Source organism: Kluyvera sp. CHPC 1.2972 (assembly GCF_036759925.1).
Lineage (GTDB): Bacteria > Pseudomonadota > Gammaproteobacteria > Enterobacterales > Enterobacteriaceae > Kluyvera.
Genome location: NZ_JAPKIB010000001.1, coordinates 456021 through 472536, shown reverse-complemented (window position 1 = coordinate 472536; position 16516 = coordinate 456021). Strand labels below are relative to the sequence as shown.

The following is a 16516-nucleotide window of genomic DNA, read 5'->3' as shown; positions in this document are numbered from 1 at the left end:
TGAATTGCCGGATGGCGCTTTGCTTATCCGGCACTCACCCAACTCACACCGGCTTACGCGCGCGCAGAATAAAAATCATCGGCCGTTCTTTCTCTTCATCCAGCGCCGGGTTGGCGGCAATCTGTTCTGCGGTTGGCCCCCATTCGTTGAGGCACTCAATGACAAAACCGGCGGCTACCAGCGCGTTAATCCAACTGCCCAGCGTCCGGTGCTGTTTCTTGACGCCGTCGGCAAACCAATTGCTGATGCGCTCGCCTTCCTGCTGATAATGGCTGACTGGCCAGCTTTTCTGCCCCTGCGCATCTTCCTGCCAGCCCTGCTTGAGCGGGGCGGTGTAGATAGGATGCTCGGCGGAAAACAGCAGCGTGCCGCCCGGCGTCAGAGCCTGATAAACGCAGGCGAGCAGCGGGGCGATATCGGGCAAATAGTGCAGCGCCAGCGAGCTGTAAACCACGTCGCAGCTATCGGCGGCAAGCGTGAGGGTCTGCAAATCTTCGCAGCGGTATTCAATCCCTGCATCGTGGGTCATCTCTCGCGCCCGTTCCAGCATGAGGCTGGAGAGATCCAGCCCGGTCACCTTAGCGGCACCCTGGTCGCGCGCCCAGCGGCAAAACCAGCCGTAGCCGCAGCCAAGATCCACCACCCGCTGGCCGACCAGCGCGGGCATCATGTGCACAATGGTGGCCCATTCCGGCGCACCGTCGAGTCCTCTAACCGAACGGTCGAGCGTGGCGTACCCGGCGAAGAAATCAGGATTGTCATAAATGTTCTGGCTCATTTCTACTCCATGAAATTTAATAATTTTTGACTGTCACTAAGTATGTCAAATTATGTTCCCACACGCTTTACTAAACGGATTGGCTGCATTTAAATTAATATAATCCTCCTTCTTTTGTAACCTGACCTCTCAAATGAACTTAACTCTGAAAAAAAGCGTGTTGTCTGGTTTACCCCTGCTCATTGCGCTGGCTGGCTGTGCACCTTCGCATGATATTGGTAGTCCTGTTAAACAGCAGGTTCCGGCCTCGAACGTTTCAACGGAACTCCCTGCGGCGTTGCAAAACGGCTGGCCGCAGAGTAATTGGTGGCAGGGCTATCACGATGCACAGCTGAACGGCCTAATTACCCGCGCGCTGGCAAATGCGCCGGATATGCAGATTGCCGATCAGCGCATCAAACTGGCTGAAGCGCAGGCGCGGATGTCGAAGTCGTCGCTGGGCCCGGAAGTGGATTTCGGCGGGAATCTTGAACGCCAGAAAATGTCCGCAGAAGGCCTGATGGGGCCGTTTGCCACCGATGCTGATGGCAATACCGGCCCGTGGTACACCAACGGTACGTTCGGCCTGACCGCCGGATGGGATCTCGACCTGTGGGGTAAAAACCGCGCGCAGGTGAAGGCGCGTATCGGTGAAGTGAAGGCGCAGGTCGCCGAGCGGGCGCAAACCCAGGAACTGCTCTCCAGCAGCGTGGCGCGTCTGTACTGGCAGTGGCAAACCGAAGCGGCGATTCACGACGTGCTAGAGCAAGTGAAAAAAGAACAGAATAATATCGTGACCGTGGATACCGAGCTGTATCAGCACGGTATAACCAACTCCGCCGAAGGGGCAGAGAACGATATTAACGTCAGCAAAACCGACCAGCAGTTGGCTGACGTGGCTGGCAATATGAAAGAGATTGAGGCGCGGCTGATGGCGCTGACCAACAGCCAGAGCCAGTCGCTGAATCTGCGTAAAGTCGACCTGCCGGCGGTTGCCAGTAAAATGCCGACTCGCTTAGGCTACGACCTGCTGGCGCGCCGTCCGGATTTGCAGGAAGCGCACTGGTATATCGAAGCGTCGCTGAGCGAAATCGATGCCGCGAAAGCGGCGTTCTACCCGGACATCAACCTGATGGCCTTCCTGCAACAGGATGCGCTGCACTTAAGCGATCTGTTCCGTAGCTCCGCCAATCAGATGGGCGTGACCGCCGGGCTGACGCTGCCTATCTTCGACAGCGGTCGTCTGAACGCCAACCTGGATATCGCCAATGCGCAGAACAATCTCTCCGTCGCTAAATATAATAAAGCGGTGGTGGATGCGGTAAACCAGGTAGCGAAAACCGCCAGCCAGGTTGAGACGCTGATGGAGAAAAACCAGCAGCAGCAGCAGGTTGAGAAAGACGCGCAGCGCCTGGTGACGCTGGCGCAGGCGCGGATGAACGCCGGAATTATTCCGGGTTCTAAAGTCAGCCTTGCGAAATTGCCTGCTCTGCAGGAGCGTGTCAACGCGTTACGCCTGCACGGCCAGTGGATTGATGCCAACATTCAGCTGACCTCGGCGCTGGGCGGCGGCTACCACATCAGCGAAGAGAAATAACCCACTGCGGGTTCCTTTTCCCCTGTATTATTTGTGCAGGGGAAAAGTGAAAAATAAATACTCAGATTAAATAATATCACTCGCTAATATACGCCCTCAGTATTGGATTTTTATTTTTATTAAAAATCGCCATCGATATTGCATTAAAATATGTTTGCGATCACGTATTTTGATTTAAATGAATGACACTTCATTTTCTCGCCACTACTATCGCCCTCCGAAGAAAAAATATTCTTTATTGATAATAAATACCCTACACCTTTTTATATTCATATTTTAAATATTAAAGCCAGTTCCTCACCGCTTTGGAGTTAACGATAAAAACAGAGGACGATTGCGTGAAAAAATTAATAACCTTTGGGATGCTGGCCTTTGCCAGCGCGTCCGCACATGCGGTCACTATCGATCTGCGCCATGAGTATACGGACGACAGTCAGGCGCAGAAGGACAGGGTGCTGATATCACACCGCTTTGCTAACGGCTTTGGCTTCTCGGTTGAGGCAAAAAGCAAATCGGGCGGTGAACATTCGCGGAAAATGTTTAATGACGTTGTCGATAATGGTAGCGAATATGTGGTGAGCTATCAGTTTAATGCAACGCCGGAAATAACGATTCAACCCGGTTTTGCATTAGAAACCTCTTCGTCGAAGTCAATATATAAACCGTATATTCGTGGGCAGTATAATTTCAGTAATGGTATTTATCTTGCCGCGCGATATCGCTACGAATATGTTCGTGATACCTCGGTGGATAAGGACGATGAACATATTAACCGTGGTGACCTGTGGCTGGGCTATAAAATCGGGCCATGGGCATTCGAAGGCAACTATATTTATAAAAAGAGCGAAGATTTTAATCGCTATGACAACGGTAAAGATGACTACGAGCTGAACTTCAAAACGGCCTACAGTATTGATAAAAACTGGAAGCCGTACGTGGAAATCGGCAACGTTTCCGTGCGAAATACCACCGACGAGCGTCAGACGCGTTATCGTGTAGGCGTGCAGTATTCGTTTTAAGTTTTGCGTGATTCCCGGCGTCGCGTTGCTCGGCCGGGCTACCTATAACCCGGCCTATGCCGGGTTTATTCCTGCGGTTTTTTCGCTTCCCGATGCTTCATCCACCAACGAACGGCAATCACCAGTACGACCACCAGCGCCAGCCAGATGAGGTGCTTCAGATGCTTATCCAGATGATGCAGCCACGGGCCAATCGCTTCACCGCCCAGATAGCCGAGCGTGGTGAACAGCAGCGCCCAGATTAACGCCCCCAGAATATTCAGCGGCAGGAAGATCTTCGGCGGCAATCCGCTGGCGCCAATCAACAGCGGCCCAATAACGCGGAAACCGTACATAAAACGGGTGCCAATCACGAACAGGTAGGGACGATTTTTAATCAGCCGCTGCGCCTTGCGAATGCGCGCCTGGTGGCGTGAAAAACGTTTAAGCAGCCGCCCACCAAACCGCCGACCAAGCAGGTACAGCAACTGGTCGCCAATCATACCGCCCAGCGCCACCGAAATGACCACTAAGGGGAACTTCAACAGACCCTGATGCGCCGCCACCCCGCCGAGCAGCGTAATGGTCTCGCCCTCCGCCATACTGCCAATCACCAGCGCAGCGTAACCATAGTGGGAAATCAGGTTATTGATATCCATGCAAACACTCACTCCTTACTGCATCAATCCTTTAATCATACACCCTCACGCGAGAAGTGCGGCTGCGTCTATTTTTTGCGTTGTACATAAAACAATCTATTCATGTGAATTATACTTAGAGCAACGTGGTACGAAGCCGTGCTGAGGAGGCGTTATGAACCATGTATGGGGACTCTTCTCCCACCCTGATAAAGAGATGCATGTGATCCGTAGTGAGAACGAAACCGTCTCTCACCACTATATGCATCATGTGCTGGTGATGGCGGCCATTCCGGTGGTGTGCGCGTTTATCGGTACCACCCAGCTTGGCTGGAACTTTGGCGAAGGCACCGTGGTCAGGCTGTCACTGATGACCGGGATTGGGCTGGCGATACTGTTCTACGCGCTTATGCTGGCGGGCGTAGCGGTAATGGGCCGGGTTATCTGGTGGATGGCGCGTAACTACCCGCAGCGCCCTTCACTCAAGCGCTGTATGGTGTTTGCCGGCTACGTGGCGACGCCAATCTTCCTGAGCGGTATCGTCGCGCTCTATCCACTGGTGTGGCTATGCGCGCTGGTGGGGACGGTGGCGTTGTTCTACACCGGGTATTTGCTCTACGTCGGTATTCCTACCTTCCTCAATATTAACCGGGAAGAGGGGCTGAGCTTCGCCAGTTCCACCCTCGCTATTGGGGTGCTGGTACTGGAGGTTCTGCTGGCGCTGACCGTGGTGCTGTGGGGCTACGGATACAGGCTGTTTTAACTCGCTGAATGCATTGCTGATGTGAATGCAGATTCCGTCAGCAATGCAGCATTTATTCACTATTCTTTTCTGGTAGATGCCGCGTACTCCGCGCTATGATGAGCCATTCCGCTTCGTACCCCTTAGGTACGAGGCGGTTGTCTATCATAATGTGCATAAATAACCACCAGAATACTCACCATGCAGAAATTTCGCGTTTCCCTGCTGAGCCTTGCCTTTGTGCTGGCTTTGCCTTTTGCGCCTCAGGCGAGTGCTAAAACGGCCGTCACCGCCGTTGCCTCGCAGCCGGAAATTGCTTCCGGTAGCGCGATGATTGTTGATCTTGAAACGAACAAAGTTATTTACGCCAACCAGCCGGATCTGGTGCGCCCGATGGCCTCTATCACCAAGCTGATGACGGCGATGGTGGTGCTGGACGCGCATTTGCCGCTGGATGAGATCCTGACGGTGGACATCAGCCATACGCCAGAGATGAAGGGAATTTACTCTCGTGTGCGCCTGAACAGCCAGATCAGCCGTAAAAATATGCTGCTGCTGGCGCTGATGTCTTCAGAAAACCGCGCGGCGGCGAGCCTGGCTCACCACTATCCGGGCGGCTATGACGCGTTTATCCGCGCGATGAACGCAAAGGCAAAATCGCTGGGGATGACCAATACCCGCTACGTTGAGCCAACCGGGCTTTCGATTCATAACGTGTCGACCGCGCGTGACCTGACGAAGCTGCTGATTGCCACCAAACAGTACCCGCTGATTGGCCAGCTCAGCACCACCAAAGAAGACACCGCGACCTTCGCCCATCCGGCCTATACGCTGCCATTCCGCAATACCAACCATCTGGTGTATCGCGATAACTGGAGCATTCAGCTGACCAAAACCGGCTTTACTAACGCTGCGGGTCACTGCCTGGTAATGCGCACCGTGATGAACAAGCGTCCGGTGGCGATGGTGGTAATGGATGCGTTCGGTAAATTTACCCACTTCGCCGACGCCAGCCGTCTGCGTACCTGGGTAGAAACCGGGAAAGTGATGCCGGTACCTGCGGCCGCGCTGAGCTATAAAAAGCAGAAGGAAGCCCAGGTGGAAGGCGATATCGCCAGAGCCCAGAAGAGCGGGCAGACCACCCAGGACGATTAATTACTCGGGCAGCGTCCAGTCTCCATCGTTGAGTGGACGCTGCATAATCACCGTATCCCGCCAGTCACCCATCTTGTAGCCGACGCTACGCAGTTGACCCACCACCTCGAAACCGTGCTTTTTATGCAGGCGCAGCGAACCGGTATTGTTATTGCCGTCGCCAATCACCGCCAGCAGTTGCCGCCATGGCCCTTGCTCGCAAATCGTAATCAGCGCCGTTAACAGACGGCTGCCTATACCGTGCGCCGTCATGGTGGTGTCGACGTAGATAGACTCTTCAAGGGTGTAACGGTAGGCCGGGCGAGGGCGGTAGTGGTTCGCATAGCAGTAACCGACCACTTCGCCGCGATAGAGCGCCACCAGCCACGGCAGGCCCTGTTCCTGAATATTGCGCATCCGCTGCTGCATTTCATCAATGGACGGCGGCACCTCTTCAAACGAGGCGCGGCCGTTAAGAACGTGCCAGGCATACAGCGCGGCAATGGCTTGTACATCGTCAGCCTGCGCGTCACGGATTTCAACATCGCCGTCGCGGGTGACATCAAGCGTAGACATCATTGTATTCCTTATCGTGTTGGGAAAGTTCCCGGCGTCGCTGCGCTCGGCCGGGCTACATGCGAATCGTAGCCCGAGCGAGACGTTTACGCCGACCCCGGGAAATTCTACCAGCGTCGCATTACACGTCGGTTTTTTCGCCCCAATATTTGAGCTTACTGGTTTTACCGATCCCCGGGTTCATGCTGTTGGTCGGATCGTTTTCGCGGTAATGGCGCTTCAGGTTTTCATCTGCTTCATACAGATGCCCTACGTTATGCTCCGCCGGGTACTGCGCGCCGCGTTCCCGCAGCAGGGCCAGCATCTGCTCTTTCACCTCGTGCGGATCGACCCCTTTCTTGACGATATAATCCTGGTGGAACACGTAACACATAAAGTGCCCGTAATAGAGCTTATGCACCAGCTTGCTGTCGATTTCCGCCGGCAGGTGCTCGAACCACTCGGTATCGTTACGGCGTAGCGCGATATCCAGCGCCAGAATATCTTCCACCTCATCAGCGTGAACCGCCTGGTAGCGGATGGCCGCACCCGCCGCCGCGAAGCGGTGCAGGAACGCTTTGCTGCCTTCTTCCGGCGTGCAGACGAAGAAGTCACCTTCTGCCTCTTTAAAGTATTCGGTCAGCCACGCCTGCGCTTCATCAATGCCGTCACCGGACATTTTCAGCAGCAGGTGATGTTCGTACTTATCGCGCCAGGTTTTCATGCGCTCCGGCAGATGCGCCGGGAAGGCGTGCCCCAGCTTTTGCATAAAGCGGTCGGTGAAGTGCGGCTTGAACAGCGACACTTTTTCCAGCATCGCATCTGCGCGGCCCTTCATGGTGAAGAAGAACGGCATTTTGTCGGTGCCGAGCTTGTCGATCATCAGGAAAGTATCTTTGCCGTACTGCTCGGCAATATCGTAGATATCGCGGTGCATATATTCGCCCGCCACCGGCAGATTTTTGAACTCCGCCAGAATATGGCGGCGAATTTCGGTCAGCACGTCCGGCTGGTTGGTGCCGATATAGAACACCTGCTGGCGTTTTTCCGCCGGGAAGGTGTCGAGGCGCACCGCAAACACCGCCAGCTTGCCCGCACAGCCGGAGGATTCAAACAGACGTTCCGGGTCGGCGTTGTAACGCGCTGGCGTATCCGCGTTCACGTCGCGCACGCGGTTCACGTAGTCATAGTCATGCGCGTGGCGGCCATCGTGCTGCACGTCGCTGTCTTTGACGCGCTCGTCGTCGAGCTTGCTGAGGATCTGCTCCGGCGTTTCGCCAAGGTCAATGCCCAGATGGTTGACCAGCGTCAGCTTGCCCTGTTCGTCAATGCGTGCAAACAGCGACATTTCGGTGTAGGCCGGGCCGCGCTGCACCAGCGAGCCGCCAGAGTTGTTGCAGATACCGCCAATCACCGAGGCGCCGATACAGGAAGAACCGATCACTGAATGCGGCTCGCGGCCAAAGGGCTTCAGCGCTTTTTCCAGTGAATAGAGCGTGGTGCCCGGCCATGCCAGCACCTGTTCGCCGTTATCCAGCAGGTGCAGCTTATCGAGGCGCAGGGTGCTGATAATGACGATATCGCGGTCGTAGTCGTTACCGCTCGGGGTTGAACCTTCGGTCAGGCCGGTGTTGGCGGCCTGCATCAGAATAATTTTGTCGGCGTTGACGCAGGCGTTCAGCACGCGCCACAGCTCAAGCAGGGAGCCGGGGAAGACCACGGCCAGCGCGTCGCCGTGGCCGGAACGGAAGCCTTTGCGATAGCGAGCGGTTTTGGCGGGGTCGGTCAGCAGGTGGGCATGACCAACCAGGCGGGAGAGTTCGTTAATCAGCGCATTATTATCAGTTGTCGTTTGAGAAGACATTCTCCACTCCTTGTGGTGGGACAAATTTGTCGTTTCTAAGAATAGCGCTTTGTATGATCATTTGGTGAGTGAATGTTTCTAAAAATCAGAGAATAACCTTAGCTTTCTGTACCGCCGTCCTTTAAGTTTATGGCAAACTGCGTTTTTTCATCGACTCTCGCCGCGCTACCCGGCATGGAATAAAGAGATTACAAGAATATGAAATGGCTACTTTCTGTTGGCGTCGCCGTGAGCCTGGCGCTGCAACCCGCTCTGGCGGAAGATCTGTTCGGCAACCACCTCCTCACGCCGCAGGCGCGTGACGCCTTTGTGACCGGTTTGCTCAAGAAGATGACGGTTGATGAAAAAATCGGTCAGCTGCGCCTGATTAGCGTCGGGCCGGACAACCCGAAAGAAGCCATTCGCGACATGATCAAAGAAGGGCAGGTGGGGGCGATTTTTAATACCGTCACCCGTCAGGATATCCGCGCCATGCAGGATCAGGTGATGTCCCTCAGCCGCCTGAAGATCCCGCTGTTCTTCGCCTATGACGTGGTACACGGTCAGCGTACCGTCTTCCCGATTAGCTTAGGGCTGGCCTCCACCTTTAACCTCGATGCGGTGAAAACCGTGGGTCGCATTTCGGCCTATGAAGCGGCGGACGACGGTCTGAACATGACCTGGGCGCCGATGGTCGACGTGTCCCGCGACCCGCGCTGGGGCCGTGCCTCTGAAGGCTTTGGCGAAGATACCTACCTAACCTCCATCATGGGTGAAACCATGGTGGAAGCGATGCAGGGCAAAAGCCCGGCAGACCGCTACTCGGTGATGACCAGCGTGAAGCACTTCGCCGCCTACGGCGCGGTGGAAGGCGGTAAAGAGTACAACACCGTCGACATGAGCCCGCAGCGCCTGTTCAACGACTATATGCCGCCGTACAAAGCGGGGCTGGATGCCGGCAGCGGCGCGGTAATGATCGGCCTGAACTCGCTAAATGGCACCCCGGCCACCGCCGACGCCTGGCTGATGAAAGACGTGCTGCGTAAGCAGTGGGGCTTTAAAGGCATTACCGTTTCCGACCACGGGGCCATCAAAGAGCTGATTAAACACGGCGTGGCCGCCGACCCGGAAGATGCGGTGCGCGTCGCGCTGAAAGCCGGTATCGACATGAGTATGAGCGACGAGTTCTACAGCAAATACCTGCCGGGGTTGATTAAGTCGGGCAAGGTCACGATGGCGGAACTCGACGATGCCACGCGCCACGTGCTGAACGTCAAATATGACATGGGGCTGTTTAACGACCCGTACAGCCACTTAGGGCCGAAAGATTCTGACCCGCAGGACACCAACGCGGAAAGCCGCCTGCACCGCACCGAAGCGCGTGAAGTTGCGCGCCAGAGCCTGGTGCTGCTGAAAAACCGTCTGGAAACGCTGCCGCTGAAGAAAAATGCCACCGTCGCCGTGGTGGGTCCGCTGGCCGATAGCCAACGCGACGTGATGGGGAGCTGGTCTGCCGCAGGCGTTGCCGCGCAGTCGGTGACCGTGCTGACCGGTATCAAGAACGTGATGGGCAACGAAGGCAAAGTGGTTTATGCCAAAGGCGCTAATGTCACCAACGACAAAGGTATCGTCGACTTCCTGAATCTGTACGAAGAGGCGGTAAAAATTGACCCGCGCTCGCCGCAGGCGATGATTGATGAAGCGGTTGCAGCGGCGAAACAGTCCGATGTTGTCGTTGCCGTGGTCGGTGAAGCGCAGGGCATGGCGCATGAAGCCTCCAGCCGTACCGAACTTTCGATTCCGAAAAGCCAGCAGGATCTGATTGCCGCGCTGAAAGCCACCGGCAAGCCGCTGGTCTTAGTGCTGATGAACGGTCGCCCGTTGACGCTGGTGAAAGAAGACCAGCAGGCTGACGCCATTCTGGAAACCTGGTTTGCCGGTACTGAAGGCGGTAACGCTATCGCCGACGTGCTGTTTGGCGACTACAACCCGTCCGGTAAGCTGCCGATGTCCTTCCCGCGCTCCGTGGGGCAGATTCCGCAGTACTACAGCCACCTGAACACCGGTCGCCCGTATAATGCTGACAAGCCGAACAAGTACACCTCACGCTACTTCGATGAAGCGAACGGTCCACTCTATCCGTTTGGTTACGGCCTGAGCTACACCACCTTCTCGGTCTCCGACGTGAAGCTGTCTGCGCCAACCATGAAAGCGGGCGGCAGCGTGACCGCCAGCGTGCAGGTGACCAACACCGGCAAGCGTGAAGGGGCAACGGTTATCCAGATGTACCTGCAGGATGTCACCGCCTCGATGAGCCGTCCGGTTAAACAGCTGAAAGGGTTTGAGAAAGTGACCCTGAAGCCGGGTGAAACCCAGACCGTCAGCTTCCCGATTGACGTCAACGCGCTGAAGTTCTGGAACCAGCAGATGCAGTACGCGGCGGAGCCGGGCAAGTTTAACGTCTTTATCGGTGTGGATTCGGCGCGCGTGAAGCAGGGCGAGTTCGAGCTGCTGTAAGGATTACCCTCACCCCGGCCCTCTCCCTAAAAGGGAGAGGGCGTATGCGAGCACCGAACGGTTCCCTCTCCCCCTTGGGGAGAGGGTTAGGGTGAGGGGAGCAATCCCCCAACCCTGACTCCCGCACCGCTTTGTGATCCCCCTCCCAATTTATCCACTATCCCACCCCTATCTGCGTCAACCCACCGCTTTTCCCCCGCCAAACCCAACCAATATGTGACCTCCGTCACTCATCAAATCCCGCCGCCTCGCCGTTTTGTGCGCTTGCTCAAAAGCGATGACCGGGGGCCATAACCGGCGTGATGCCATTCACTAATACGTAAAAAAGCCCGTATCTGCCCGGCGAGAGAATCGGCGTAACCGCGTTAAATGCAGCTATCTCAATCTACGCAGGTAGCCACATGAAGATTTCATTGCATAACACCGCCCTCGACCGCAGCGGCAACACCCCGCTTACCGCGCAGCTTCAGCAGTTGATTGATGAAATCGACCGCGCCGGTGGCGGCACGCTGGTGGTTTCTCCGGGCGACTGGATGACCGGCACGCTGGTCCTGCCGTCGAACTTTACTCTGCATCTGGAAGCGGGTGCGCGCCTGCTGGCTAGCCCTCGCGCCGAGGATTATCCGGCTGAGCTGACGCAAACCGTCGCCGAACTGTCCCGCATGGCACTGATTTATGCGCACAACGCCCACCACATTACGCTCAGCGGCGAAGGCTGCCTGGCGGGCGGGGCCAGCGCCTGGTTTTCTGAGTGCGCCGATGCCCAGGGCTACCGTCAGCCGAAAACCATGCGCCCGCGCATGCTGGTGCTGGAAGGCTGTCAGCAGGTGCGCATCCGTGATATCACCATCAGCGACTCGCCGATGTGGACCGCACATCTGGTGAGCTGCAACCAGGTGTTTATCCAGAACCTGACCATTGATAACGATCTGGCGCTCTCCAATACCGACGCGCTGGATATCGACAGCTGTCAGCACGTGCATATCAGCGACAGCTACTTCAGCGCCGCCGATGACGGCATCTGCGTGAAAACCACCCGCAAACCGGAAGGGCTCCAGCAGCCAACGCGCCACGTGGTGGTGAGCAACTGCCTGATCCGCTCAAAAAGCTGCGCCATCAAAATTGGCACCGAAACCTTCGCCGACATCAGCCATATCGCGGTGCACAACTGCTCAATCTTTGAGTCCAACCGCGGCATTGGCCTGGTCTCCCGCGACGGCGGCCAGTTCAGCCAGATGATCTTCAGCAACATTCTGTTCGACTGCCGTCACGGCCACCCGTGCCACTGGGGCAAAGCCGACCCGGTGTTTATCTCCGTGCGCCACCGCGACCCGCAGATACCGCCGGGAAGGGTCGAGGAGATTACCTTCAGCCAGCTTTCTGGGGTGAGCGAAGGGGCCATCAACCTGCACGCGGAAACGCCGGGTGATATCCGCCACGTCACCTTCAACGGGCTTTCATTGCAGCAGCTTGCCGGCCCGTCCGACGAGCAGGGCTGCTATGACATCCGCCCGCCGTGCAATCCGGCAAGCCCAACCGGGATGGGGCTGGATAACGCCTATCGCGTGAACCCGCAAACTGGCCGCGCCTGGGGCGTGGATGCCTATCCGGGCGGCCTGCCCGCGCTGTACGCCAACGGGGTGAGGGGACTCACGCTTAACGATTTGCGCATTCGCCGCCCGCAGCCGCTGCCGCAGGGCTGGAGTGAGCACGCCATCGTGCAGGAAAACGCCGACGCCTGATGCTATTTGACGACGGCGCGGCTTGCAGCCTCGCCGTCCTGTTATGTTCAAGGGGATGGAAAATGATAAAAAAAGTGCGGGAGATAAAACTCCACAACTATATCTGTTACGGCCTGGCCGATGTTATCGGTTCAGGGGCTTTTACTCTGGTGAGTGCCTGGCTGCTGTTCTTCCTGACCACCTTCTGCGGCCTGACGCCGATTGAAGCAGGTTCGCTGTTCGCCGTGGCGCGTATCGTCGATGTGATCATGTGTCCGTGCATGGGCTACATCTCCGATAACTTCCACAAAACCCGCCTCGGTCGTCGCTTTGGCCGTCGCCGTTTCTTCCTGCTGCTGAGCATTCCGCTGGTGGCGGTTTACAGCCTGCTGTGGGTGCAGGGCTTTAACTACTGGATGTACCTGCTGGTCTATATCCTGTTTGAAATCGTCTACTCGATGATTTTGATCCCGTACGACACCCTGTCGGCCGAGATGACTAACGACTTCACCAAACGCTCTAAGCTGACCAGCGCTCGTATGTATATCGCGCAGTTCGCGGGCTTCACCGCCGCATTCCTGCCGGGCCGCCTGCTGGCCTACTTTGGTTCTGATTCGGCGATATCGTTCTTCTACGCCGGGGCGATTTTCACCGTTGCCTTTATGGTGGTGCTGTTCTTCGTTTACTTCGGCACCTGGGAACGTTCGCTGGAAGAGATTGAGCAGAGCGAACGCAGCGTTGAGACCGAAGAGAAGCTGCCGCTGAGTAAGCGCCTGTTCGATATCTACTACGATTTCATCTCTACGCTGAAAATTAAAACCTTCCGTTCTCACCTGGGGATGTATCTGGGCGGTTCGGTCGCGCAGGATATCTTTAACTCCGTCTTTACCTATTTCGTGGTCTTTGCCCTGGCGACCTCTTCCGTTGTCGCCAGTAACCTGTTGAGCGTGATCAACGGTCTGCAGTTCTTCGGTGTCGGCGTCGCCACCTGGCTGACCCTGCGTTACTCGCCGTCCCGCGCGTTTGCGACTCAGGCGCTAATGGCGCTGGTGGCGTTTGCCCTGTTCGCGGTGACCTATCTCTACGGCTCGACCAGCATGTCCATGCTGTATCTGGCTGCGGGCGTGGCCGGTCTGGCGCGCGGCGGTATCTACTCCATTCCATGGAACAATTACACCTTCGTGGCGGATGTGGATGAAATTCTGACCTGCAACCGTCGTGAAGGGATCTTCGCGGGCTTTATGAGCCTGCTGCGTAAAGCGTCCCAGGCGTTCTCCATCTTCCTCGTTGGCGTGGCGCTGCAGATGTCCGGCTTTATCACCGGCCACACCAGCCAGCCGCAGTCGGCGATTAATATGATCCTCGCCATCATGATTATTCTGCCGGTTCTCCTGACTCTGTGGGGCATCTGGTCGGCCTTCCAGTTCAAAGTCAACAGCCGTACCCATGCGGTGCTGAATGAAGAAGTGGCACGCCTGAAACAGGGCGGCAGCAAAGTAACCGTCACGGCAGAAACCAAAGAGGTTATCGAAAGCCTGACCGGGATGCCGTACGACCACTGCTGGGGGGATAACACCGTCGGCCACGTCAACCGCAGCCTGCTCAAAGCCAAACAGCATCAGTTAGCGCAGTTGAATAACGCATAGGTGCCAATCCCGGGGTCGCTGCGCTCGCCCGGGCTACAAACCAACACCTGTAGCCCGGCCGAGTGAAACGACGCCGGGAAACAAACCGCACAACCCCCAGCTACGGCTGGGACGTTTTTTTGGATATCAGAAATGACCGATCAAAGTTTATATATTCAACAGGGCATCTGGGCACGCCTCGGCCTCCCGCGCGAGCTGGTATGGGGATTCGTGGGCGTCTTCCTGTTTATTACCGGGGCAACTATCGAACAGAGCTGGCTGGCCTCTCTGCTGCAACAGCGCGGGCTTGATGCGGTACATATCAGCCTGCTGTCATCCGTCTTTGGCCTATGCGTGGCGGCGATTTCGTGGTTTTCCGGGATTGGGGCGGGCGTACTTGGCATTCGTCGCCTGATGTGGTTGGCGACGCTGCTCTACTTTGTCGGCTCGGTACCGTTTATTTTCGTCGCGCTGCCGGACGGCAACTACCCATTGATGATGGTGAGCTACGCGGTGCGCGGTATGGCCTATCCGCTGTTCGCCTACTCGTTTCTGGTGTGGATTAACCAGCGCTGCGAAAGCCGGATTCTCGGCCGCGCCGTCTCCTGGTTCTGGATTGCCTTCGGCGTCGGCATGACTATCGTCGGGCCGTGGTTCTCCGGCTTTATGATCCCGCGTCTGGGGGAGACCACCACCTTACTCTCCGGCTTTATCTTTGTGCTGGCGGGCTGCGGCTGCGCGCTGCTCCTCAATCGCGATAAACCGCAGTGGCAGCAGGATGGTGCGGTCGGCAAGGCGCTGGCGGAGGGGATTATTGTGCTGGTGCGCGAGCCGAAAATGCGCCTGGCGGTGGTGGTTAAAACCATCAACGATATCGGCAAGTTCTCGCTGGTGATTTTGATGCCGGTTTACCTGCCGCGCTTTGGCTTCAGCATTGAAGAGTGGTTGACCATCTGGGGGTTGGTGAACGTGGTGAATATCTTCGCCAACTACTTCTTCGGCTGGCTGGGCGATACCATCGGCTGGCGTAACACCGTGGTCTGGTTTGCCGGAACGCTCTGCGGCGCGTCGGCGCTGGCGGTGTGCTATGCACCGGTGCTGTTTGGCCATAGCAGTGTGGCGATGGTTATCGCGCTGGCGATTTATGCCATCGGCCTTGGCGCTTTCGGCCCGCTGAGCGCGCTGATTCCCTCGCTGCTGCCGGAAAATAAAGGCGCGGCGATCTCCTGCCTGAACCTTGGCTCTGGCCTGAGCAATTTTGTCGGGCCATTTATCGTCACCCTGTGCGTTAACCCGCTCGGCGTGGAGGGTACGCTGTGGGTAATCGCGCTGCTGTACTTCGCCGCGAGCTTGCTGACGATCCCGTTAACGATCCCGAAAAAGGGCTGATTACTGAGATTTCGTCTACGCTTTTTACTTAAGCGCCTGTTAATTGAGCGCAAATAATAAGAGGAAAGCGTATGACGATGGCAAGGGGATGGACGGCGTCACTGGTGCTCCTGGCGGCGGTTGCGCTGCCGTTACAGGCCGTGGAGCCGGTAAAAGTAGGGTCAAAAATTGATACCGAAGGGGCGTTGCTGGGGAACATTATCCTGCAGGTGCTGGAAAGCCACGGCGTCAAAACGGTGAACAAGGTTCAGCTTGGCACCACGCCGGTGGTGCGCGGTGCTATCACCTCCAACGCGCTGGATATCTACCCGGAGTACACCGGCAACGGCGCGTTCTTCTTCAAAGATGAAACCGATGCGGCCTGGAAAAATGCGGCGGCGGGCTATGAGAAAGTGAAAAAGCTCGATGCCGAGAAAAATCATCTGATCTGGCTGACCCCTGCACCGGCGAATAACACCTGGACCATCGCCGTTCGCAAAGACCTGGCGGAACAAAATAAACTCACTTCGCTGGCCGACCTGAGCGGCTATCTGAAAAAAGGCGGCACCTTTAAGCTGGCAGCCTCTGCTGAATTTATCGAACGCCCGGATGCGCTGCCGGCGTTTGAAAAAGCCTACGATTTCAAACTGAGTCAGGACCAGCTGCTGTCGCTGGCGGGCGGAGACACCGCCGTCACCATTAAGGCGGCGGCGCAGCAAACCTCTGGCGTCAACGCGGCGATGGCCTACGGCACCGACGGCCCGGTGGCGGCGCTGGGGCTACAGACCCTGAGCGATCCGAAAGGCGTGCAGCCGATTTATGCGCCGACGCCGGTGGTGCGTGAAGCGGTGCTGAAAGCCTATCCGCAACTGGACGAATGGCTGAAGCCGGTGTTCGCGAGCCTAGATGAAAAGACCCTGCAAACGCTGAACGCGAAGATTGCGGTCGAAGGGCTGGACGCCAAAACCGTGGCGGCGGAATACCTGAAGCAAAAAGGGTGGGCGAAGTAATCGGTTAATCG

The 16516-nt window shown here is 56.7% G+C and carries 13 protein-coding genes; 9 read left to right on the top strand and 4 right to left on the bottom strand.

The genetic code is table 11. The features are described from left to right. Positions 1 to 43: 43 nt before the first annotated feature. A complete protein-coding gene (locus V6944_RS02330; protein WP_333497733.1) occupies positions 44 to 778 on the bottom strand; it encodes a class I SAM-dependent methyltransferase in 735 nt (244 codons plus the stop codon). Positions 779 to 911: 133 nt separating this feature from the next. On the opposite strand from V6944_RS02330, the gene mdtQ reads away from it, so the two are divergent. Further along, positions 912 to 2354: a multidrug resistance outer membrane protein MdtQ gene (gene mdtQ, locus V6944_RS02325; RefSeq protein WP_333497732.1), complete on the top strand. Its 1443-nt coding sequence runs from the start codon at positions 912 to 914 to the stop codon at positions 2352 to 2354. 362 nt (positions 2355 to 2716) lie between these two features. Continuing rightward, a complete protein-coding gene (locus V6944_RS02320; protein WP_333497915.1) occupies positions 2717 to 3373 on the top strand; it encodes an oligogalacturonate-specific porin KdgM family protein in 657 nt (218 codons plus the stop codon). A 65-nt stretch (positions 3374 to 3438) separates the two neighbouring features. Here V6944_RS02320 and V6944_RS02315 read toward each other — a convergent pair whose 3' ends face one another. Continuing rightward, the gene (locus V6944_RS02315) at positions 3439 to 4011 is read right to left on the bottom strand and encodes a DedA family protein (protein WP_333497731.1); all 573 of its coding nucleotides are present in this window, start codon (positions 4009 to 4011) and stop codon (positions 3439 to 3441) included. A 154-nt stretch (positions 4012 to 4165) separates the two neighbouring features. On the opposite strand from V6944_RS02315, the gene V6944_RS02310 reads away from it, so the two are divergent. Continuing rightward, positions 4166 to 4753, top strand: coding sequence for a Yip1 family protein (locus tag V6944_RS02310; RefSeq protein ID WP_185666931.1), 588 nt, complete (start codon positions 4166 to 4168; stop codon positions 4751 to 4753). A gap of 180 nt (positions 4754 to 4933) precedes the next feature. Further along, entirely contained in the window at positions 4934 to 5887 is a 954-nt protein-coding gene (gene pbpG / locus V6944_RS02305) for a D-alanyl-D-alanine endopeptidase (RefSeq protein WP_185666932.1), read from the top strand. Here pbpG and V6944_RS02300 read toward each other — a convergent pair whose 3' ends face one another. Further along, the gene (locus V6944_RS02300; RefSeq protein WP_185667042.1) at positions 5888 to 6442 is read right to left on the bottom strand and encodes a GNAT family N-acetyltransferase; all 555 of its coding nucleotides are present in this window, start codon (positions 6440 to 6442) and stop codon (positions 5888 to 5890) included. A 121-nt stretch (positions 6443 to 6563) separates the two neighbouring features. Beyond that, complete coding sequence (gene dld, locus V6944_RS02295; RefSeq protein ID WP_333497730.1) at positions 6564 to 8285, bottom strand: D-lactate dehydrogenase; 1722 nt, start codon at positions 8283 to 8285, stop codon at positions 6564 to 6566. A 198-nt stretch (positions 8286 to 8483) separates the two neighbouring features. Between dld and bglX the strand changes: the two genes are divergently transcribed. The 5 genes from bglX (at position 8484) to osmF (ending at position 16505) form a co-directional block, all read left to right on the top strand. Continuing rightward, complete coding sequence (gene bglX / locus V6944_RS02290) at positions 8484 to 10781, top strand: beta-glucosidase BglX (RefSeq protein ID WP_333497729.1); 2298 nt, start codon at positions 8484 to 8486, stop codon at positions 10779 to 10781. Positions 10782 to 11182: 401 nt separating this feature from the next. After that, entirely contained in the window at positions 11183 to 12523 is a 1341-nt protein-coding gene (locus tag V6944_RS02285) for a glycoside hydrolase family 28 protein (protein ID WP_333497728.1), read from the top strand. Positions 12524 to 12585: 62 nt separating this feature from the next. Next, the gene (locus V6944_RS02280; RefSeq protein WP_333497727.1) at positions 12586 to 14148 is read left to right on the top strand and encodes an MFS transporter; all 1563 of its coding nucleotides are present in this window, start codon (positions 12586 to 12588) and stop codon (positions 14146 to 14148) included. A 132-nt stretch (positions 14149 to 14280) separates the two neighbouring features. Next, a complete protein-coding gene (locus V6944_RS02275; protein ID WP_333497726.1) occupies positions 14281 to 15516 on the top strand; it encodes an MFS transporter in 1236 nt (411 codons plus the stop codon). Positions 15517 to 15587: 71 nt separating this feature from the next. Beyond that, positions 15588 to 16505, top strand: coding sequence for a glycine betaine ABC transporter substrate-binding protein OsmF (gene osmF, locus V6944_RS02270; protein WP_333497725.1), 918 nt, complete (start codon positions 15588 to 15590; stop codon positions 16503 to 16505). The last annotated feature ends 11 nt before the right edge of the window (positions 16506 to 16516 follow it).